Consider the following 20,169-nt stretch of genomic DNA (forward strand, 5'->3'; position numbering starts at 1 on the left):
TTTTTTCTTTTTTTTCTCTCCCCGCCTCCCCCCGCGGGTTTTTACCCCCTCCCCCCCCCCACACCCCCCCCCCCCCCCCCGGGGGGCCCCCCCCCCCGGGGGGGGGGCCCCCCCCCGACTGCTGCGCGTCCCCCCGGTGGACAGGCCTGACAGTCGCTCCGGGCGGGCATGCGGCATGGTGGCCGGGAAGGCCAACGCAGGTACGCGGAACGGGTACGAGGGCCGGCGCGGATGCGGGAGCAGAACCGGCACGCGTACGTGCACGAAGAACCGGCACGCGTACGTGCACGAAGAACCGGCACGCGTACGTGCACGAAGAACCGGCACGCGTACCGGCACACGGAAAACACCCGAACAGCACAGCCCGGCCCGGCCCAACGGACCGGCCGGTACAGCCAACGCCCCTCGGCCGACGAGCCGACAGCACAGGACAGGACAGGAGGAACCGACCGAAGTGGTCGCGGCCCAGAAGCGGACCGGTCCCGATACAGAACTCGAGGACCGCAAACCGCACTCGGACGAGGCGCACAGCGCCTTCACTCCTCCGTCCGGCGTCCCCCTGCCCCCTCCGCCCGAGGACGAACACCCGACCTCGGAGTTCGCCGTGCCCAGCGGACTGGCGGCCGAGCAGGCGTCGGAGCCGGAAGGTTCGGCCTTCGCCCCGCCGGGCGGGCACACCGCCGCCGGGACGGGAGCCCAGGCGCAGATACGGCAGCTCTCCGGCTACCCGGCGTTCACGCCGCCGCACGGCATGCCCGTGGTCCGGCTGACCAAGGAGACGCCCTGGCAGGACCGGATGCGCACGATGCTGCGCATGCCGATCGCCGAGCGGCCGGTTCCCGAACGGACCGAGCGGCCGGAGGGTGAAACCGGCCCCGCCGTACCGCGCATCCTCGACCTGACGCTCCGTATCGGCGAACTGCTGCTGGCGGGCGGCGAGGGAGCCGAGGACGTCGAGGCGGCCATGTTCGGCGTGGCCCACGCGTACGGCCTGGACCGTGTCGAGCCGACCGTCACCTTCACGCTGCTGTCGGTGTCGTACCAGCCGTCGCTGGTCGACGACCCCGTCACGGCGAGCAGGACCGTACGGCGACGCGGCACGGACTACACCCGGCTGTCCGCGGTCTTCCGCCTCGTCGACGACATCTGCTCCGACGACGTCGAGGTCTCGCTGGAAGAGTCCTACCGACGGCTCGTCGACATCCGCCGGAACCGGCACCCGTACTCGAAGTGGGCGCTGTCCGGGGCCAGCGGCACGCTGGCGGGCGCGGCGAGCATCCTCGTCGGCGGTACGTGGCTGGTGTTCATCCTGGCCGCGATCGGCGCGATGCTGGGCGACCGGCTTGCGTGGCGCGCATCGTCGCGCGGACTGCCGGAGTTCTACCACTTCGTGGTCGCGGCGATGCCGCCGGCCGCGATGGGGGTCGCGCTGAGCCTGGCGCATGTGGATGTGAAGGCGTCGGCGGTCGTCACCGGTGGCCTGTTCGCCCTGATCCCGGGACGGGCGCTCGTCGCGGCCGTCCAGGACGGGCTGACCGGCTACTACATCACCGCCTCGGCCCGTCTGCTCGAGGTCTGCTACCTGATCGTCGGCATCGTCTGCGGCGTGCTGATCGTGCTGTACGGCGGCCTGCAGCTGGACGCGAAGCTGCAGCCCGGGGAGTCGCTGGGCATGACCCAGCGTCCGGTGCTGCAGATCCTGGCGGCGATGCTGCTGACGGTGGCCTTCGCGGTGCTGCTCCAGCAGGAACGGCACACCGTGCTGATCGCCACACTCAACGGCGGTGTCGCGTGGGTGGTCTTCGGGGCGCTGCACTACACGGTCGACATCAATCCTGTGGCGTCGACCGCGGTGGCTGCCGGGCTGGTCGGTCTTTTCGGGCAACTGCTCTCGCGTTACCGCTACGCGTCGGCGCTCCCGTACGTCACGGCGGCGATCGGGCCGCTGCTGCCCGGTAGTGCGACGTACTTCGGGCTGCTGCGGCTGGCCCAGGGGGACCTGAACGCCGGCATTGCCTCGCTGACCCAGGCGGCCGCGCTGGCGCTGGCCATCGCGATCGGCGTGAACCTGGGCGGCGAGGTGGCCCGCCTCTTCATCCAGGCGCCGGGCGCCACCGAGGCCAAGGCCCGCCGAGGCGCCAAGCGCACCCGCGGCTTCTAGCGGCGGGGCGCCGACAAAGGGGCAGGGGCCTGCCGGACACCGGGTTCCGGCGGGTCGGTCGGGTCGGTCGGTCGGTCGGGGCAGTCGGGGCAGTCGGGTCGGTCAGGTCGGTCCAGTCCGTCTGGTCGGCCGGACGGACTCGGAAGCCGCGCGCGCGATCCCGAAGCGGCGCGGGATCGGGCGCGGGTATCAAGGCGGCGCAGGGTCCGGCGTGGGATCCCAAGGCGGCGCGGGATCCGGCCCGGGTATCAAGACGGCGCGCGGGATCCGGCGTGGGTATCAAGACGGCGCGGGATCCGACGTGGGTATCAAGACGGAGGGCCGCCCGGGAACGGGCGGCCCTTTCGCTGTCGTCAGCCGTCGTCAGCTGTGTTCAGCGGGCTTCAGTCGTCCTGTGGTCCTCAGCGCTTGGCGTGACGGCCGCGCTGGCCCTGCGGCGGGGTGTCGCCGGACTCCGCGTGCGCCGCCGCGGAGTCGTCGCCTGCCTTCGACTTGTTCGACTTGGAGCGCGCGCGGAGGAACTCGATCGCGATCGGGAGCACCGAGATCAGCACGATCCCGATGAGGATCGCCTCGATGTGCTCGTGCACGAAGTCGATCTGCCCGAGGGCCGCGCCGAGCACCGTGACCCCGACACCCCACAGCACGCCGCCGATGATGTTGAACACGATGAAGGAGCGGTAGTTCATCCGGCTCACACCGGCGATGATCGGCGTGAAGGTCCGCACGATCGGCACGAAACGCGCCAGCACCAGGGACTTCGGGCCGTACTTCTCGAAGAACTCATGGGCCTTCTCCACGTTCTCCTGCTTGAACAAGCGGGAGTCGGGGCGCTTGAACAGTGCCGGTCCCACCTTGCGGCCGAAGAGATAGCCGACCTGGTCACCGGCGATCGCCGCGAGTGCGATCAGCGTGCAGATGAGCCAGAGCGGGGTGTCCAGCTTGTCCGTGACCACCAGCAGGCCGGTGGTGAACAGCAGGGAGTCGCCCGGCAGGAAGAACCCGATGAGGAGACCCGACTCGGCGAAGACGATCGTCAGGATGCCGATGATCCCGAAGGTGTTGATCAGGTAGTCCGGGTCCAGCCAGCTGGGGCCGAGCGCAAGGGTGGTCACGGTTGACAGGCTCCTGGGTCATGGGCGCAGGCACAAGCGGGGCCCGGGCACAGGTCGGGGCTGGGTGGAGATGCCGCCCAAAGCTATCAACGCGGGGGGAGTGCCCCCGGTTCCGGATAGCCGCTCCGGACGCTCCCGACGTGCGCCCGCCCCACCGTCACGCGACGCTACTCGACAGGAGGTGGATGCAATGAGCATCGACGAGTACGGCGGCGGCCAGGGAACCGGGGCGGACGTCCTGGTGGTGACGACGAACGATGTGCCGGGCTACCACGTCCAGCAGGTCATCGGTGAGGTCTTCGGCCTGACCGTCCGCTCGCGCCACCTGGGCAGTCAGATCGGGGCCGGACTCAAGTCGATGGTCGGCGGCGAGCTGCGGGGCCTCACCAAGACGCTGGTCGAGACGCGGAACCAGGCCATGGAGCGCCTGGTGGAGCAGGCCAGGGCCCGCGGCGGCAACGCGGTGCTCATGATGCGCTTCGATGTGACCGAAGCCGCGGACGTGGGCACCGAGGTGTGCGCGTACGGTACGGCCGTGGTGCTGGCCCCGCAGTCCTGAGGCGGACGCGGGGCCGGGCGCCCCTCCGTACGGTGACGCAGGGGCGGACGGCCCGTCGGTGACGCAGGGGCGGACACGGCCCGTACGGTGACGCCGGCCGAGCGGCCCCGTACCGTGACGCGCCCCCCGGTGACACAAGGCCGAGCGCCCCCTTTCGGTGATGCCAAACCGCACGGCCCCGTTCGGTTCCGCGAAGCCTGCCGGTCCCCGTACCGTGACGCGCTCCCCCGCCCGCTCCGCGCGGTCAGGCGTGGCGGGCGGCGTTGGCGAGGATCGCGTCGCGCAGGAACCGCGCCATGCCGGGCTTGATGGCTTCGTAGGTGGCGGTGAACCGTTCGTCGGCCACATACATCTCCGCCAGGCCGGTCTGTATCTCGTAGCTGCACTCGTAGTAGAAGCGGCAGATCTGCTGCCGGTGCTCCTCCGCGAGGTCCATGGCGGGCTCCGACCCGGGGCCTTCGCCCGAGTCCATGACCGCGGCGAAGCGGTTGCCCCAGTCCTCCTGCTCGGCCCTGATCCGCTGCCAGTCCTCCTTGGTGTAGGAGGTGACCCGGCGCTGGGACTCCGCGTAGGCGTCGGTGTCGCCCCAGCGCTCCTCGACCTCGGCCGCGTACTGGTCCGGGTCATGGTCGCCGAAGACCTCGAACTTCTCCTCCGGTGTGAGGTTGATGCCCATCTTCCGTGCCTCCATGGCGTGTTCGACGGCCGCGGCCATCTTCTGCAGCTCCTCGATCCGTGCGGTGAGCAGACCGTGCCGGCGCCTCAAGTGCTCCTGCGGGTCCGCACCGGGATCGTCGAGCAGGGCCGCGACCTCTTCGAGGGGAAAGCCGAGCTCCCGGTAGAACAGGATCTGCTGCAGCCGGTCGAGGTCACCGTCGTCGTAGCGCCGGTGGCCCGCGTGGCTGCGGGCGCTCGGGGAGAGAAGCCCGATCGCGTCGTAGTGGTGCAGGGCGCGCACCGTCACGCCGGCAAAGCCGGCGACCTGTCCCACGGAGTAGCTCATCGTCTCCGCGCTCCTTCCTTGTGCGCTCCTCAGCCTGAGTCCTCACGCCACGTGAGGTGCAACCCCCGAGTTTCTCGGATGGTTTGCTCTCTTTGCCCCCTTATGGTGTGGCAGTGGTCACGGAATCCGCCTCGCAGTCACCCCCGGAGGGCCCGCGACTTCTGCTCCGGCTCTCCCTCCCCGCGCTGGCGATCGGGGTCGGGTCGAGCCTTCTGCTCATCGGAGTGGAGGAGGTGGCCGAGGGGCTGGAGCATCTGCTGTGGACAACCCTGCCCGGAACGCTGGGCATCGGCCGCTGGTCGGTCGGCTGGATGCTCGCCGTCCTGACCGCTACCGGTCTCGTGGTCGGTCTGGTGGTCTGGAAGGTTCCGGGGCACGCCGGCCCCGACCCGGCCACCACCGGACTGGTGGAGGCGCCCATGGCGGTGGCAGCCGTGCCGGGTGTGCTGCTGACCAGCATTCTGGCTCTCGCGGGCGGCGTCAGCCTCGGCCCCGAGAACCCGATCACCGCGTCCAACATCGCCTTGGCCTACTGGTTCGGGCGGAGGGTCGCGCCGGGCAGCCCGGCCGATCTGTGGCTGGCGCTCGCGGCCGCCGGAACGATCGGGGCGCTGTTCGGGACACCGGTCGCTGCGGCGCTCGTCCTCACCGAGACACTCGCCGGCGGCGCCGTGCGGACACCGGGTATGCGGTCGCTGTGGGACCAGCTCTTCGCTCCGCTGGTGGCCGCCGGAGCGGGCTCCATCACGACCGTGCTGCTCTCCGAGCCGTCCTTCGCCGTGAAGCTGCCCCCGTACACCGGCCCCAGGTTCGGGGACATCCCGGCCGCGATGGTGATCGCCGCTGCGGGAGCCCTGCTGGGCATGGCGGCGGTCCACGCGTTTCCGTACGCCCACCGGGCGTTCCGGCAGTTGCGGCATCCGGTGGCGATGATCACCGCCGGTGGCGTCGTCCTGGGACTGCTTGCGGCGCTCGGAGGGCACCTCACCCTCTTCAAAGGGCTCGACCAGATGGCAGAACTGACGGAGGACCCGGGAGAGTGGTCGGCCGGGAAGCTCGCCCTGATGGCCGCGGTCAAGGTCGCCGCCGTGGTCGTCGCCTCCACCTGCGGCTTCCGCGGCGGCCGCATCTTCCCCTCGGTCTTCGCGGGCACCGCGCTGGGGCTGTTCGCCCATGCGATCGTGCCCGAGGTGCCCGCCGCCGTCGCGGTGGTGTGCGCGGTACTGGGCCTCCTCATGGCGGTCACCCGGCACGGTTGGCTGAGCCTGTTCACGGCGGCCGTCCTGGTTCCCGGAATCACCCTCCTCCCGCTGCTGGTCATTGCCGCACTCCCGGCCTGGCTGCTGGTGACGGGGCGTCCACTGATGCAACTGCGGGACGACGGGACTGCGGCGCGGTGACGCGACGCCGCCAGGCGCAGCAACCGGGCGGGCCCGGTGGGTGAAATGCCCGTATGGTCGCGGCGAAGGGAGGCGTGAGCACCATGTCGCTGCACCAAGGACCAGTCCCCGCCGGCGCCGAGCAGGAGGGCCACCTCTCGGTCAATCCCTTCTTCGGGCCTGCCGATCCGGTCGGAGGCATGACGGCGGCCCCGCCCCGGCACCGGTTGCCGGACGGTCCGATGCCCCCGGGTACGGCCTTCCAGCTCGTCCGCGACGAGCTGATGCTGGACGGCAACTCGCGGCTGAATCTGGCCACCTTCGTCACCACCTGGATGGAGCCCCAAGCCGGCACGCTCATGGGGACCTGCCGGGACAAGAACATGATCGACAAGGACGAGTACCCGCGGACCGCCGAACTCGAGCAGCGGTGCGTGGCGATCCTCGCCGACCTGTGGAACGCCCCCGACCCCTCCACGGCCATGGGGTGCTCCACGACCGGATCGAGCGAGGCGTGCATGCTCGCCGGCATGGCCTTCAAGCGGCGCTGGATGCGGGAGGCTGCCCAGCGGAGCGAGGACAGGCGCTATCCGGGGAATGCGCGGCCCAATCTTGTGATGGGCGCCAACGTCCAGGTGTGCTGGGACAAGTTCTGCAACTTCTGGGAGGTCGAGGCACGCCAGGTCCCCATGGAGGGCGATCGCTTCCACATCGATCCCCAGGCAGCGGCCGATCTCTGCGACGAGAACACCATCGGTGTCGTGGCCGTGCTGGGCTCGACCTTCGACGGGTCCTACGAGCCCGTGGGTGAGGTGTGCGCCGCCCTGGACGCGCTCCAGGAACGCACCGGTCTCGACATCCCCGTGCACGTGGACGGGGCGTCCGGCGCGATGATCGCGCCCTTCCTGGACGAGGACCTGGTCTGGGACTTCCGGCTGCCGCGCGTCGCCTCGATCAACACCTCGGGCCACAAATACGGCCTCGTCTACCCGGGTGTGGGATGGGCGCTGTGGCGCGATGCCGTCGCCCTCCCGGAAGACCTCGTCTTCCGCGTGAACTACCTGGGCGGCGACATGCCCACCTTCGCGCTCAACTTCTCCCGCCCCGGCGCCCAGGTCGCCGCCCAGTACTACACCTTCCTCCGGCTGGGCCGGGACGGGTTCCGGGCGGTCCAGCAGACAGCGCGGGACGTGGCCCGCTCGCTGGCCGAACGCATCGAGTCCATGGGCGACTTCCGCATGCTGACCCACGGCGAGGAGCTGCCCGTCTTCGCCTTCACCACGACCCCTGACATCACGTCCTACGACGTCTACGACGTCTCCCGGCGGCTCCGCGAAAAGGGCTGGCTCGTGCCCGCCTACTCCTTCCCGCCCAACCGCCAGGACCTCTCGGTCCTGCGGGTGGTGTGCCGCAACGGCTTCTCCGCCGATCTCGCCGAATTGTTCGTGGAGGATCTGAGGCAGCTTCTGCCCGAACTCCGGGAGCAGTCCGCCCCCTTGGGCCGCCCTGTCTCCCAGGCGACCGCCTTCCACCACTAGACCGCACAGATCGAGCAGCTCTGTCGTACGCACCTGACCGGCCACGATGCCCCCTCACCGCGGACGCCCCTCCCGGGCGCCGTTCACTCTCTCTACACCGCAGAGCTCCGCCGGGTTCCCAGCCCGGCGATGCCAGCCCGGCGATGCGAGGCCGCGGCACAAGAGGCCCGAGGCCCGGGAGGCCGGGGCCCGGGAGGCCGGGGCCCGGAACGCCGATGACCGGAAGGCGGGGCCCGGGACGCCGGGGCCCGGGAGGGCGGTGACCCAAGGCCGACGGCGCGAGCCGGCGATGCACGGCCTCCCAACGCCGACGGTGCGAAACCGGCAGTGCACGGCCGTTGGCCAACGCCGGGGTGTGGGGCCGCGGTGTGGGGCCGACGGTGCGAGACCGACGCTGCGAAGACTGGATGCACGGTCGGCGGTGCACAGCAGCAGGCCCACGACACGGGCAGTACGGGGTCGGGCGCCCCCGACCCCGTACTGGCTCTCCTACCGGCTCAGGCGGGCGAACCGGCTCACCGCGAGCGGGAAGAAGATCGCGAGCAGCACCAACGGCCAGGCCACGGCCATCTCCGGAGCGTGCTCGGCGATCCACGAACCGCCGCCCCAGCCCGGGTTGGCGAACAGCTCACGCACCGCGCCCGCAGTCGCCGAAAGCGGGTTCCACTCCGCGACCGCCCCCAGCCACCCCGGCATGTCCTCCGGGGAGGAGAAGGCGTTGGACAGGAACGCGACCGGCCAGATCAGGATCTGCACGGCCTGGACCAACTCCGGTTTCCCCGCCAGGAGTCCGAGGAAGATCCCGATCCACAGCATCGCGAACCGCAGCAGGAGCAACAGCCCCACAGCACCCAGCGCCCCGGCCGCGCCGCCCTGCCATCGCCAGCCGATCGCCAGCCCGACCCCGATCATGACCAACAGGCCGAGCGCCGACTGGAGCATGTCGGCCGCACTACGCCCCACCAGCACCGCGGACGACGCCATCGGCATCGACCGGAAGCGGTCCACGACCCCCTTGTCGAGGTCCTGGGTGATGGCGATCATCGTCGCTTCGAGCCCGAACGCCATGGTGAGGACGAACATGCCCGGCACCAGGAACTCCTTGTAGTCCCCGCCGCCCGCGATCGTCATCCCGCCGCCGATGAAATACGCGAACATCAGCAGCATCATCACCGGGAAGACCAGGCCGACGACGATCCGCACCGGCTGCCGTGCCCAGTGGGCGAGTTCGCGCCGCGTCATCGTCCAGCAGTCCGTCAGATACCGGCCCGGAACGGAGCCCGGCAGGGGGCGGGGCGTGGAGTCCTCCGAGGGGGCCGGCACAACAGTGGTGGTCGTCATACGGCAGCCTCCTGGCCCTCGCGCTCGTCCTGTCCGGCGCCGCTCCCGGCACCGCTCCCCCGCCCGGCACCGCGCCCCCGCCCGGCGCCGCGTCCAACTCCCCCGCCCCGCCCGGTGTCCCGACGACCCCCGCCACGAGCCGCGACACCGGCAGCGCCACCGCTCTCGTCCTCGCCCTCGTCCTCGCCCCCGTCCTCGCCCCCGCCCGTCACGTGCAGGAACACCTCGTCGAGCGTCGGCCTCCGCAGGGCGATGTCCTCCGCCTCGACACCGGCCGCGCCCAGCGCCCGTACGGTCTCCGTCAGCGCCGCCATGCGGTCCGTCACCGGCGCGCTGACCCGGCGGGCGTCGGTGTCCGTCCCGACCTCGTCCGTCCCCGCTGCGGCGCCCACCAGCGAGGCGGCCTCGGCCAGTCGGCCCGCGTCGCGCACCACGACGTCGATACGGTCGCCGCCGATCCTCGACTTGAGTTCGTCGGGCGTGCCCTCGGCGATGCACCGCCCCCGGTCGACGACCGAGATGCGGTCGGCCAACCGGTCGGCCTCTTCCAGGTACTGGGTCGTCAGCAGGACCGTCGTGCCGCCGCCGACCAGGGTGCGGACCGCGTCCCACACCTCCGACCTGCCCCGCGGGTCCAGACCGGTGGTCGGCTCGTCGAGGAAGAGGATGTGCGGGGCGGTGATGAGGGCGGCGGCCAGGTCGAGCCGTCGCCGCATGCCGCCGCTGTACTGTCGTACGGGTTTCCGGCCCGCGTCGCCGAGACCGAACCGCTCCAGGAGTTCGTCCGCGCGCGTCCCCGCGCGCCGGGCACCCAGGTGGTGGAGCCGCCCGAACATCTCCAGGTTCTGCCGGCCGCTCAACTCCTCGTCCAGGGCCGCGTGCTGGCCGAGCAGGCCGATCCGGGAGCGGACCTCGCGGGGCCGGCGCAGTACGTCGAAACCGGCCACTTCCGCGCGGCCGCCGTCGTGCCGGAGCAGCGTGGAGAGAATCCGCACGGCGGTGGTCTTCCCGGCGCCGTTCGGGCCGAGGAGACCGTGGACCGTGCCTGCGGGCACGGTCAGATCGAGGCCATCGAGGGCCCTTTTGCTCCCGTAGGTCTTCCGCAGTCCTTCGACGACGACCGAGGGTTCGACGACCGTGGTATCGAGGTCCGTCACAGTGCTCGCCTCCAGTTTCAGTAGTCAAACTTGACTACATCGCGCCCGAAAGTACGCCCGGACTCCCGGATTAGTCAAACTTGATTAATCCTGCTCCGCGCCCGACCCGCCGGATCCGGCCCCGCCCTATCCGGCCCCGCCGTCCTCACCGGATCCACCGGATCCACCGGACCCACCGGACCCACCGGACCCACCGGACCCACCGGATCCACCGGACCCACCGGACCCACCCGCATCCCCTGTCGCGAACGGGTTCTCCACCCCGTCCGGAAGAACGCCCACGAACGGCTCGCCCTCCCCGGCGAACGTGTACGCCCCACCCTCGATCCGCTCGATCAGCCCGCGCGTCCACTCCGCACCGTTGTCCGCCGAGTGCACCCAGAGGTTCATGATCTCGCCGATGTGGCCGATCGACTCCGGGCCCTCCTCAGGCGTGTAGTGGTCCGTCACCGCCGAGCGCCACTCCTCCAGCCGCCGTACGCGCTCCGTGAGCAGCTCCACCGCCTCCTCGCGCGGCAGGTCGACGATGAAGCCGACCGCGGCCGACAGCACATCGATCTTCTGGTCGTGCCGCCGCAGAGCCTCGCGCAGCAGCGCGAAGTACTCCTCCTGGCCCGCGTCCGTGACCTCGTACTCCGTCCGCGGCGGTCCGCCCGCCGTGCTCGGCGCGGTCTCGTGGACGAGCAACAGCCCTTGCTTGGCCATCTGTTTGAGCGCGTGGTAGATCGACCCGGGCTTGGCGTTGGACCACTCATGGGCGCCCCAGTACTCCAGGTCGTTGCGCACCTGATAGCCGTGAGCCCGCCCGTGCTGGCGGACCGCCCCCAGCACCAGCAGCCGGATCGCTGACATGGCCCGTATCTCCCCATCCGCCCTCGTGCCGTACGGCGTCACTGGCGTCACAGTAGCCCGCGCACCAGCCTGTTCAGGCTCGGGAGGGGGAAGCCGGGGGCGGATCCAGGTGACCGGCGGCCCGCCGGTCACCGGCGCTCAGGTGGTGCCGCCCGCCTCCGCCACCAGCTCGAAGGCCGTCTTCTCGTCCAGGGACTCGCGGACGATGTCGGCGTGGCCCGCGTGCCGCGCGGTCTCCTCGATCAGGTGCAGCAGCAGCCAGCGCTGCGAGACCCGCGAGGCCGGCGGGTACCAGGGGGCCTCGGGCAGCGGGAAGGTGTCGTCGAGGCTGGGCAGCGAGCGGATCCAGTCCTCGGTCTCCCGCGCCGTCTTCTCCCAGAAGGCGAGCATTCCGTCGATGGATTCGCCGTCCAGCAGCCGGAAGCTGTCGAGCCAGGTCTCCTGCGTCCGTACGATCTCGCTGGGCCGCTGCTGTGCCCTGCGGAGCCAGCCCAGCTCCGTCTCGGCGACATGCTTGAGCAGCCCCGACAGGGAGAGTTCGCTCGCGCTCGGCTTCTGTGCCGCCTGCTCCTCCGTCAGACCGAGGACGGCCCGGCGGACTCCGCCGCGCTGCGCCTCCAGGAAGGCGAGGAGGGCACCGCGCTCGTCACCTTCGGCCTCGGGGAGTACGTGAGTGGGCATGGGGCCGCCTTTCGTGGGGCACGTCGTCGTACGGGGAAGTCCTGGGGCCGTCAGGTGCGGCCGGTTCAGGTCGGTCCGGTCGAAGCGACCCGGCTCGGGCCCATCCGCGCCTTCCGACACCACCGAAGCTACGGGCGCTTGCGGTCAGGTACGGTCCGCAACTCCCGAGTTCGCAGCGTTCCGTCCGCCCGCGGCGTTCCGCCCGCCCGCACCACTCCCCCGCTCCGCCCACCGCACCAGGCGCCCCCGCCTGTCAGAACGCGAACGTGCTGCGTCCGTGCTGGATCGAGATCCACTTCTGCGTCGTGAACGCCTCCACCATCGCGTCGCCGTTCAACCGCCCCACCCCCGAGTGCTTCTCGCCCCCGAACGGCACGATCGGCTCGTCGTGCACCGTGCTGTCATTGATGTAGATCATGCCCGTGTGGATCCGCTGGGCGATGCGCACCCCGCGCTCGACGTCCGCCGTGTGCACCGCCCCGCTCAGGCCGTACGGGGTGGCGTTGGCGATCCTTACCGCCTCCTCCTCCCCGTCGAAGGGCACCACGAGCGCGACCGGGCCGAAGATCTCCTGGGCGAGCGCGGGCGAGTCGGCCGGGAGCCCGGTGAGGACGGTCGGGTGCACGAGGTTCCCCTGCGTGCTGCCCCGCAGCAGCACCGTCGCGCCCGCCGCGACCGTCGTGTCGACGAAGGCCGAAACCGCCTCCGCCTGAAGGGAGTTGATGAGCGGCCCGATGCGGGTCTCCGGGTCGGCGGGGTCACCGACCTTCAGGGCCCTGACCTTGTCGGTGAACTTCCGGGTGAACTCCGGCTCCACCGTGCGGTCCACCAGCACGCGGTTCGCGGCCATGCAGACCTGGCCCTGATGCACGAACCGGCTGAAGACCGCCGCGTCCACCGCGTAGTCGATGTCGGCGTCCTCCAGCACGATGAGGGCGCTGTTGCCGCCCAGTTCGAGGACGGCATGCTTGAAGTGGGCGGCGCAGACGGTGGCGACATGGCGTCCGGTCTCGTCCGAGCCCGTGAAGGAGATGACCTTCGGCACGGGGTGCTCGATGAGGGCGTCGCCGATCTCGGCGATGTCGGTGACGACGACATTGAGCAGCCCGGCCGGCAGACCGGCGTCCTCGAAGATCTTGGCCACGAGGGTGCCACCGCAGACCGGGGTGTCCTGGTGCGGTTTGAGGACGACCGCGTTGCCGAGGACCAGCGCCGCGGCGACCGACTTCAGGGACAGCAGGAACGGGAAGTTGAACGGGCTGATGACGCCGACGACGCCCACCGGCACCCGGTAGAGACGGTTCTCCTTGCCCTCGGAGGGCGAGGCGATGATCCGGCCCTCGGGCCGCAGGGCCAGGGCGACGGCCTCGCGCAGGAACTCCTGGGCGAGGCTCAGCTCGAAGGCGGCGTTGAGCCGGGTGCCGCCGAGTTCGGCGACGAGGGCCTCGGTGATATCCCGCTCGCGGTCCTCGACGATCCGCAGCGCGCGTTCGCAGACCAGGCGGCGGGCGTACGGGTCGGTGCCGGCCCAGGCGCGCTGCGCCCGCTCGGCGGCCCGGTAGGCCAGGTCCACTTCGCCCGTCGTGGCGATGGTGATCGACGCCAGCTTCTCGCCGTTGTACGGATTGACGTCGATGATGTCCCAGGAGCCGCTGCCCGTTCGCCATTCGCCGTCGATGTACTGGTGGGCCAACTCTGCGAAGTACGACATGCGATGCCTGTCTGGAGGCCGCGGCGCCGGTCGGGCGCCCGCGGACGGGTGCCGCTCCTGATGGCATGTCATCGTAACGACACACCGCAGGAGTTGGGGCTGCTCGCCCGATACGCCGAGGGTCCGCCGGACCGGCCGGACCGCACTCCTCACGCGCTCCGGGGTGCACTCCCCGAAAGCGCCGGACCGCAGCTCTCAGAGGCCCGACCGCGCTTCCCGGAAGTGCCGGACCGCGCTCCTCAGAAGGTCTGGAGGGTGCTCGACAGCAGGTCCCGGCTGCCGGACGGACTCAGGCCGTCCTCCTGGAGCCGCCGCATCACCCGGTCGTACTGGGCGACGTCCTCGGCCTTGTCCAGGTAGAGCGCGCTGGTGAGCTGCTCCAGATAGACCACGTCGGGCAGGTCGGACTCCGGGAAGCGCAGGATCGTGAACGCACCGCTCTCGCCCGCGTGACCGCCGAATCCGAACGGCATGATCTGCAGCCGCACATTGGGCCGCTCGGAGAACTCGATGAGATGGCGGAGCTGACCGCGCATCACCTCCGCATCCCCGTACGGGCGGTGCAGCGCGGCCTCGTCCAGGACCAGATGGAAGTCCGGTGCGCGCTCGGCGATCAGCAGCTTCTGCCGCTCCACACGCAGGGCGACGCGGCGGTCGACCTCGCCTCGGGAGGCGTCGGGCTGGCCGCGGACGACGACGGCGTGGACGTAGTCCTCGGTCTGGAGCAGTCCGGGCACGAACTGGACCTCGTATCCCCGGATGAGGCAGGCGGCGCCCTCCAGGCCGACGTAGGTCTGGAACCAGCCCGGCAGCACATCGCCGTAACTGTGCCACCACCCCGCCGCATTGGCCTCCCGGACGAGGCTCAGCAGCGCGTCGCGCTCGCTCTCGTCGGTGACCCCGTACAGCGTCAGCAGATCCTCGACGTCCCGTGCCTTGAAGCTCACCCGGCCCAACTCCATACGGCTGATCTTCGATTCGGAGGCGCGGATGGAGTAGCCGGCGGCCTCCCGCGTCACGCCACGGGCTTCGCGGAGGCGCCTGAGGTGTGAGCCGAGCAGGATGCGGCGCACCACCGAGCCGCTCGCCCCGCCTGCTCCGTCCGTCGCCCTTCCCGGTTGCACTGTGCTCATTTCCCGACTGCCCGTCTCGATTGGTGATGCACTGCGACCGTCAATGTGCCGAGTCTGCCATCCCCGGGCTCCGTTGCGTGCCCGCGCGGTTACACAGATGAGAAGTCGTCGGGCAAGGCCATGAATCAGGCCGCAGGGAGAATTGGGTTCCAATCCACCCGCGTAGCGATAAGTCCGGCGCCGTGCACGTGCATCTGCCCTTGCATCTGCCCTGCGCATTGGGAACGATGGTCCGCGAGCACAGCACGCCGCCTTGACCGATTCCTATAGGGCCAGGAGTGCCACGCATGGGGACCGAAGGATCGACCATGCTCGAGCCGTTACGGCAGGGCCTCCCTCCCATCGACCCGGCAAGTGTGTCGAGTTCCGTCTCCTGCTCACTCGCCGCGGCCTACGAATCGGTCAGAGAGGCCCGCGCGTTCACCAAGTCCGCGCTCGACCGCTGGGAGTTGACGGAGCGTTTCGACGACGTCGCCCTGGTCGTCTCCGAACTCGTCACCAACGCCCTCCGGCACGCGGTCCCCGACAGCCCCGCCGGGACGCCGGACCCTCCGGTCCGCCTCCATCTGATGCACTGGACCTCCCGCCTGGTCTGCGCCGTACGGGACCCCAGCGAAGCCAGCCCGGTCACCGCCCGGCCCGCTGGAGAACCGGACTTCGCGGCGGAGTCGGGGCGCGGTCTCCATCTCGTGGAGGCGGTCAGCGACGGATGGGGCTGGCATCCTCTCGCGGGAACGCTCCGCGGCAAGGTCGTATGGGCCCTCTTCCGGCTTCCTGCCACGCGTTTCCCCGCCTAGGCCGGGCCGTGGAAGCGGGAGGAATCCGGGGCGGGCGGCTCCATCCCCCTCGGGCACATTCCCAACGGGCCCGCTCTCGCGCGCCCTTGGCCGTACGCGGACCCCGTCCGGTGACCGTACGCGGGCCCCGTCCGAGAGCCACCGTGACGACGGGCCTAGTCGACCAGGTGGTCGAACTCCCCGTCCTTGGCGCCGAGCAGCAGCGCCTCCACCTCTGCCGGGGTGTAGATGAGGGCCGGCCCGTCGGGGAATCGCGAATTACGCATCGCCACACCGCCGTCCGGCAGCTTCGCCAACTCCACGCAGGCGCCCTGTGAGTTGCTGCGACGGCTTTTCGTCCAGACGACATCGTGGAGAGCCGCAGCCGCCATGCCATTACGGTACGGGTGATGCACAGGACTCTCCCGAGGTAGTTGCGTAAGTCAACTGACCTGGGATCATAGCTCCGTTCACATGCCGATGCATGGGCGAATGCACGTGCACGGACTGTGCCCGAAAGGCTTCGGACGGTTGTCCGCGCGGCTACTTGCCCTTTGCGCCGTAGGGCAGCAATGCCATTTCCCGTGCGTTCTTGACGGCACGTGCGAGCCGGCGCTGCTGCTGGGCGGTGACACGTGTCACCCTGCGGCTTCGGATCTTGCCCCGGTCGGAGATGAACTTTCTCAGCAGGTCGGTGTCCTTGTAGTCGATATAGGTGACGCCCGCCGCGTCCAATGGGTTGGCTCGCGGCCGGGAATTCCTTCTGTCGTCGCTGCGGCGCGGCATGAACTCCAGCCTTTCTCAAGAGGGTTGGGGTATCGGAGGGGTATTCAGGAAACGGGGTCGAGTAGCGCGTCGAACGCCGTCGGCAGCCCCTTCCACGCCTCACGCCCCGCCGCGTATTCGGCGTCGGTGAGCAGACAGGACTCGAGGAGCGCGAACAGGGCCTCGCGGTCCAGCCCGGGCGAGGTGAAGACCAGGTGCTGGGCGCGGTCGCCGAGTTCGGCGTCCCAGTCCAGGGCAGCGGCTGCCCGGCGCATCGGCGGGACCATCTCCCAGGCCGCCTCCGGCAGAGCGGCCAGCCAGGGCCCGGAGTTCTCCACACACAGGGCGCCGCCCGCCGCGTCCCAGGAGAGGAGCGTGTCGGGCCGGTCGGCGAGCCAGAAGCGCCCCCGGCTGCGGGCAGCCGCGCAGGTGAGGTCCTCCAGCGCCGCGTAGAGGCGCTCGGGGTGGAACGGCCGGGTGCGGTGCCATACGGCGGTGGCCACTCCGTGCTCCTCGGCGTCCTGGGGCAGCAGCGCACAGGCGGGGTGCTGCCGTGCGGCAGCGGCTTCGATGTCGAAGCCGGCGAACGCGGCGGCGGCCAACGCGCCTGATCCGACCGGGACATGATGGGCCGTCGGATGGAGCTGGCGCAGCAGGGCGAGATCGTCCGGGTCCGGATCCTCACCGCTCTCCGGGGGCGCGAGTGCCAGCACGGGCGGGTACTCCACCTGCCGTGCCCAGGTGTCGGCGACGGTGCGCTGATCGGTCGCCGCGGCCGCGAGACCGGTCTCGGCGAGGTCGTCACCGCACGTCAGGTACGGAACGACGAGGGAGGGGTCGACGACGGTGACGACGCCGGTCAGTTCGAGCGTCTCCCCGCTGAGGGCGGCCACCACCTCCGCCATAGCCTGGGGCTCGACGGAGTCCCACAGCTCCACCACCGCCAGGCGGCACAGCCCGTCGTCGGCGAGCCGCACGAGCTCGGGCACCAGATCCTCGCGCAGCGCGCAGCAGGCGCAGTCGTTGACGAGCGGGGCGTCGCCGCTGTCGAGGAGACCGCCCCCGTCGCGCACCGTGCGCCGCACCGTCCCTGCGACGGCCGTCGACAGGTCGTGGTGGAGCGCCACACTGCCGGGGACGGTCCGCAACAGCCCCTCGACGGCGGCCCTGCGGGCGTCGGCGTGCAGTCCCGCGACCAGCGCCACAGGAAGACGGTGGCGCCGGTCGCGGATGTGCTCAGCGCAGTCGCGGGCCTCCATCAGCGGGTCCCACGGCGGCCGTAGCGGCGCTCGAAACGCTCGACGCGTCCGGCGGTGTCCATGACGCGGGTCCTGCCCGTGTAGAAGGGGTGGCTCGCCGAGGACACCTCGACGTCGATCACCGGATAGGTGGCGCCGTCCTCCCACTCGACGGTCTTCTCGCTCGTCGCGGTCGAGCGCGTCAGGAAGGCGGTGCCGGACGCGCTGTCACGGAAGACGACAGGGCGGTACGCGGGGTGGATTCCGGGCTTCATGGCTGTCTCTCCTCTCGGTTCCTCGCCGGTCGGTTCACCGCCGGCTCGGCTCGGTACCGCGTCAGCGCTCTTCGCGGAAGGCGACGTGGCGACGGGCGACCGGGTCGTACTTGCGGAGCTGGAGCCGGTCGGGGTCGTTGCGACGGTTCTTGCGGGTCACGTACGTGTAGCCGGTTCCCGCGGCGGACCGGAGCTTGATCAGGGGGCGTAGTTCGTTGCGTGCCATGACCGGTACACTAACAGAAATGGTTTCCATTTTCATTAGGAGGTTCTGAGTCTTGTCCGCCCACTGCATGCTGACCGGCCGCAAGCCGGGCTTCGGCCACCACGTCTCCCACTCGCACCGCCGCACCAAGCGGCGCTTCGACCCCAACATCCAGGCCAAGCGCTACTGGCTGCCCAGCGAGCGCCGGTACGTCCGGCTCACCCTCAGCGCCAAGGGGCTCAAGACCGTGGACACGATCGGCATCGAGAAGGCCGTCGGACGGATCCGGGCGCGGGGGTCGCGCGTCTGATGGCCAAGAAGAGCAAGATGGCGAAGAACGAACGGCGGCGGCTGGTCGTCGCGCGGCACGCCGCCCGGCGAGCCGTGCTGAAGGCCGTGATCCGCGACCCGCGGACACCGCCGGAGGAGCGGAGCACGGCCGTGCGCGAGCTCGGTCGACAGCCCCGCGACGCGAGCGCGGCGCGGGTGCGCAACCGGGACGCGGTGGACGGCCGTCCTCGCGGATACTTCCGCGCCTTCGGCCTGTCCCGGGTACGGCTGCGCGAGCAGGTCCACGCCGGGCACCTGCCCGGTGTGCGCAAGTCGAGCCGGTAGGCCGGGTGGGCGGGCCCGCGGCTCCGCGCGGCCCGCCCCGCCCGCGCTCACCGGAGCGCGGCACGACGACAGGAGAGACAGGTGCGCGTACAGGCACGAACAGCCGGTGCTGCGGCGGCCGTTGCGGCGGTCGCCCTGCTGCTGGGCGGCTGCGGCAGCTCCGGCAGCTCCACGGACGACGACGCGGCGGGGAGCGGCGCACCGTCGGGGAGGAACGGCGGGAACGATGCGCAGGACGACCGTGAGGTCGGCCCCGAGTCGGTCGCCGGTGTCTGGCGCACGACCGGTGTCGACGGCGAGTACTACCTCTCGTTCTCGGGCGGGAAGGCCGTCCTGGCCGGCGAGCACGCATGCGCGGGCACGGTCGCACCGGGGAAGGGCAGGGCCGCGCTGAAGCTCGCCTGCCCGGACGGGAACACCGACCGGACCACGGGCACCGTCACCCCGTCCGCGGGCGGCAGGTCGCTCACGATCGAGTGGGGGTCCGGCGCCTCGGAGACGTACACCAAGGCGGGCGGCGGCAAGCTGCCGAAGGACCTGCCGACCGGCCTCGGGACCCCGGCTCCCTGAGCCGGCCGTCACGCTCGCCGACCGTCACCGGCTTCCCTGGTGCACAACGGCCCGTTGTGTCACGCCTGTCTGCGCGGGTCTGACCCACGCGTACGGGGCGGGTCGAGCCGTATGCGCGGGTCGGGCCCGGACGCGTGGGCCAAGCCGTACACGTAGGCCAGGCCCGGACGCGCCCTCCGCGCCGGACGCCGTGACGTGGCTCGGCGCGGGGGCTGACGCCGGTCAGTGGTCGCCGCCCTCGTCGATGAGGCGGCGTACCTCGCGGTCGATGAGCCCCAGCCGGGCCTCCGCGACCATCGGCACCCCACGGCGCTGCCGCCGCGCCTCGTGCGGGTCGATGTCGACGGTGACCAGCCCCGGTTCCCACTTCGGTGCCTGCGCCACGACCATGCCCCGCGGGTCGACCACCCGCGACCCGCCCCAGAACGAGGCGCCGTGCTCGTTCCCCACCCGGTTCACGAAGACGACCCAGCACTGGAGCATCCGCGCGGTGTACGAGAGCAGGGTGTCCCAGTAGAGGCCGGTGTCCATGGCCTCCGGGTCCAGGCTCGCCGCGCTGTTGGTCGGCACGAACACGACCTCGGCCCCGTCCTGCACCGCCAGCCACGGCACGACCGGCTGCCACGCGTCGTTGCAGACCAGCGTGGCCGCGCGCCCGTACCCGCCCGGCAGGTCGTACGCGCGCAGCGACTGCCCGGGGCTCACATGCTTGCGTTCCTCCCACGCCAGATAGGTGGGCAGGTAGAGCTTGCGGTGGGCGTGGAGCAGGACGCCCGAGCCGTAGTAGGCGGCGGTGTTGTACGCGCGCAGGCTGGTGTGCTCGTGGAAGCCGACGACCACGTCGGCGCCGAGCATGCTCAGCTCGGCCAGCCGCGGATCCCGCGTCTCGATCGAGGTGTCCCGCTCCAGCCCGCCGAGGTGATAGCCGTTGAGACTCAGCTCCGGGAACACCACCAGGTCGGCGCCCTGGGCGACGGCCTGCCCGATCTGCTCACGGGCGGTCTCGATGTTCGCCTCGACATCGCCGAGCACACTGTCCGTCTGCGCCAGCGCCACCCGCATGGCTGCTCCCCTCCTCGGCTCGCCGGGGGGACG

At 70.9% G+C, this 20,169-nt stretch carries 22 protein-coding genes; 8 read left to right on the forward strand and 14 right to left on the reverse strand.

The genetic code is table 11. The features are described 5' to 3' along the window. Nucleotides 1–454: 454 nt before the first annotated feature. Complete coding sequence (locus ACGFNH_RS20265; protein WP_393655576.1) at nucleotides 455–2,161, forward strand: threonine/serine exporter ThrE family protein; 1,707 nt, start codon at nucleotides 455–457, stop codon at nucleotides 2,159–2,161. A 401-nt stretch (nucleotides 2,162–2,562) separates the two neighbouring features. On the opposite strand, the gene ACGFNH_RS20270 is transcribed toward ACGFNH_RS20265, so the two are convergent. Then, nucleotides 2,563–3,276: a DedA family protein gene (locus ACGFNH_RS20270; protein WP_393655578.1), complete on the reverse strand. Its 714-nt coding sequence runs from the start codon at nucleotides 3,274–3,276 to the stop codon at nucleotides 2,563–2,565. Between the two features lie 190 nt (nucleotides 3,277–3,466). Here ACGFNH_RS20270 and ACGFNH_RS20275 point away from each other — a divergent pair, with 190 nt between their 5' ends. Next, nucleotides 3,467–3,835 carry a YbjQ family protein gene (locus ACGFNH_RS20275; RefSeq protein ID WP_393655580.1) on the forward strand — a complete coding sequence of 123 codons (369 nt, stop codon included), beginning with the start codon at nucleotides 3,467–3,469 and terminating at the stop codon, nucleotides 3,833–3,835. A 244-nt stretch (nucleotides 3,836–4,079) separates the two neighbouring features. Here ACGFNH_RS20275 and ACGFNH_RS20280 read toward each other — a convergent pair whose 3' ends face one another. Then, nucleotides 4,080–4,838 (reverse strand): MerR family transcriptional regulator, encoded by a 759-nt coding sequence (locus tag ACGFNH_RS20280; protein ID WP_393655582.1) that lies wholly within the window; start codon nucleotides 4,836–4,838, stop codon nucleotides 4,080–4,082. A 113-nt stretch (nucleotides 4,839–4,951) separates the two neighbouring features. On the opposite strand from ACGFNH_RS20280, the gene ACGFNH_RS20285 reads away from it, so the two are divergent. Further along, nucleotides 4,952–6,238 (forward strand): ion channel protein, encoded by a 1,287-nt coding sequence (locus tag ACGFNH_RS20285; protein ID WP_393655584.1) that lies wholly within the window; start codon nucleotides 4,952–4,954, stop codon nucleotides 6,236–6,238. Nucleotides 6,239–6,321: 83 nt separating this feature from the next. Next, nucleotides 6,322–7,755 (forward strand): glutamate decarboxylase, encoded by a 1,434-nt coding sequence (locus tag ACGFNH_RS20290; protein ID WP_393656144.1) that lies wholly within the window; start codon nucleotides 6,322–6,324, stop codon nucleotides 7,753–7,755. A 489-nt stretch (nucleotides 7,756–8,244) separates the two neighbouring features. Here the strand turns inward: ACGFNH_RS20290 and ACGFNH_RS20295 are convergent, their stop codons facing one another. The 6 genes from ACGFNH_RS20295 to ACGFNH_RS20320 all read right to left on the reverse strand — a co-directional run bounded on the left by ACGFNH_RS20295 (nucleotide 8,245) and on the right by ACGFNH_RS20320 (nucleotide 14,630). Then, on the reverse strand, nucleotides 8,245–9,096 hold the full coding sequence (locus tag ACGFNH_RS20295) for an ABC transporter permease (protein ID WP_393655586.1): 852 nt from the start codon (nucleotides 9,094–9,096) through the stop codon (nucleotides 8,245–8,247). Continuing rightward, nucleotides 9,093–10,253 (reverse strand): ATP-binding cassette domain-containing protein, encoded by a 1,161-nt coding sequence (locus tag ACGFNH_RS20300; RefSeq protein ID WP_393655588.1) that lies wholly within the window; start codon nucleotides 10,251–10,253, stop codon nucleotides 9,093–9,095. Before ACGFNH_RS20300 ends, ACGFNH_RS20295 begins: the two co-directional genes overlap by 4 nt. Before the next feature lie 126 nt (nucleotides 10,254–10,379). After that, complete coding sequence (locus ACGFNH_RS20305) at nucleotides 10,380–11,105, reverse strand: PadR family transcriptional regulator (RefSeq protein ID WP_393655590.1); 726 nt, start codon at nucleotides 11,103–11,105, stop codon at nucleotides 10,380–10,382. 138 nt (nucleotides 11,106–11,243) lie between these two features. Continuing rightward, nucleotides 11,244–11,786 carry a DinB family protein gene (locus ACGFNH_RS20310; RefSeq protein ID WP_393655591.1) on the reverse strand — a complete coding sequence of 181 codons (543 nt, stop codon included), beginning with the start codon at nucleotides 11,784–11,786 and terminating at the stop codon, nucleotides 11,244–11,246. A gap of 253 nt (nucleotides 11,787–12,039) precedes the next feature. After that, nucleotides 12,040–13,497 (reverse strand): aldehyde dehydrogenase family protein, encoded by a 1,458-nt coding sequence (locus ACGFNH_RS20315; protein ID WP_393655593.1) that lies wholly within the window; start codon nucleotides 13,495–13,497, stop codon nucleotides 12,040–12,042. Between the two features lie 239 nt (nucleotides 13,498–13,736). Further along, entirely contained in the window at nucleotides 13,737–14,630 is an 894-nt protein-coding gene (locus ACGFNH_RS20320) for a helix-turn-helix domain-containing protein (RefSeq protein ID WP_393655594.1), read from the reverse strand. Nucleotides 14,631–14,917: 287 nt separating this feature from the next. On the opposite strand from ACGFNH_RS20320, the gene ACGFNH_RS20325 reads away from it, so the two are divergent. Then, nucleotides 14,918–15,427 (forward strand): ATP-binding protein, encoded by a 510-nt coding sequence (locus ACGFNH_RS20325; RefSeq protein WP_393655596.1) that lies wholly within the window; start codon nucleotides 14,918–14,920, stop codon nucleotides 15,425–15,427. Between the two features lie 155 nt (nucleotides 15,428–15,582). Here the strand turns inward: ACGFNH_RS20325 and ACGFNH_RS20330 are convergent, their stop codons facing one another. The 5 genes from ACGFNH_RS20330 to rpmG form a co-directional block, all read right to left on the reverse strand. Next, on the reverse strand, nucleotides 15,583–15,822 hold the full coding sequence (locus ACGFNH_RS20330; RefSeq protein ID WP_393655598.1) for a DUF397 domain-containing protein: 240 nt from the start codon (nucleotides 15,820–15,822) through the stop codon (nucleotides 15,583–15,585). A 127-nt stretch (nucleotides 15,823–15,949) separates the two neighbouring features. Further along, nucleotides 15,950–16,192 carry a 30S ribosomal protein S18 gene (rpsR, locus tag ACGFNH_RS20335; protein ID WP_393655600.1) on the reverse strand — a complete coding sequence of 81 codons (243 nt, stop codon included), beginning with the start codon at nucleotides 16,190–16,192 and terminating at the stop codon, nucleotides 15,950–15,952. 44 nt (nucleotides 16,193–16,236) lie between these two features. After that, nucleotides 16,237–17,430 carry a GTP-binding protein gene (locus ACGFNH_RS20340; RefSeq protein WP_393655602.1) on the reverse strand — a complete coding sequence of 398 codons (1,194 nt, stop codon included), beginning with the start codon at nucleotides 17,428–17,430 and terminating at the stop codon, nucleotides 16,237–16,239. After that, the gene (locus ACGFNH_RS20345) at nucleotides 17,430–17,684 is read right to left on the reverse strand and encodes a type B 50S ribosomal protein L31 (protein ID WP_393655604.1); all 255 of its coding nucleotides are present in this window, start codon (nucleotides 17,682–17,684) and stop codon (nucleotides 17,430–17,432) included. The genes ACGFNH_RS20340 and ACGFNH_RS20345 overlap by 1 nt, the downstream gene beginning before the upstream one ends. A 61-nt stretch (nucleotides 17,685–17,745) precedes the next feature. Continuing rightward, nucleotides 17,746–17,910 (reverse strand): 50S ribosomal protein L33, encoded by a 165-nt coding sequence (rpmG, locus tag ACGFNH_RS20350; RefSeq protein WP_393655606.1) that lies wholly within the window; start codon nucleotides 17,908–17,910, stop codon nucleotides 17,746–17,748. A gap of 52 nt (nucleotides 17,911–17,962) precedes the next feature. Between rpmG and rpmB the strand changes: the two genes are divergently transcribed. The 3 genes from rpmB (at nucleotide 17,963) to ACGFNH_RS20365 (ending at nucleotide 19,074) form a co-directional block, all read left to right on the forward strand. Continuing rightward, nucleotides 17,963–18,199 (forward strand): 50S ribosomal protein L28, encoded by a 237-nt coding sequence (gene rpmB, locus ACGFNH_RS20355; protein ID WP_393655608.1) that lies wholly within the window; start codon nucleotides 17,963–17,965, stop codon nucleotides 18,197–18,199. Next, nucleotides 18,199–18,504 (forward strand): 30S ribosomal protein S14, encoded by a 306-nt coding sequence (gene rpsN / locus ACGFNH_RS20360; protein WP_393655610.1) that lies wholly within the window; start codon nucleotides 18,199–18,201, stop codon nucleotides 18,502–18,504. Before rpmB ends, rpsN begins: the two co-directional genes overlap by 1 nt. Before the next feature lie 81 nt (nucleotides 18,505–18,585). Then, nucleotides 18,586–19,074: a hypothetical protein gene (locus ACGFNH_RS20365; RefSeq protein WP_393655612.1), complete on the forward strand. Its 489-nt coding sequence runs from the start codon at nucleotides 18,586–18,588 to the stop codon at nucleotides 19,072–19,074. Nucleotides 19,075–19,296: 222 nt separating this feature from the next. Here the strand turns inward: ACGFNH_RS20365 and ACGFNH_RS20370 are convergent, their stop codons facing one another. After that, on the reverse strand, nucleotides 19,297–20,136 hold the full coding sequence (locus ACGFNH_RS20370) for a nitrilase-related carbon-nitrogen hydrolase (RefSeq protein WP_393655614.1): 840 nt from the start codon (nucleotides 20,134–20,136) through the stop codon (nucleotides 19,297–19,299). Nucleotides 20,137–20,169 lie beyond the last annotated feature (33 nt).

Source organism: Streptomyces sp. NPDC048639 (genome assembly GCF_043199075.1).
Taxonomy (GTDB): domain Bacteria; phylum Actinomycetota; class Actinomycetes; order Streptomycetales; family Streptomycetaceae; genus Streptomyces.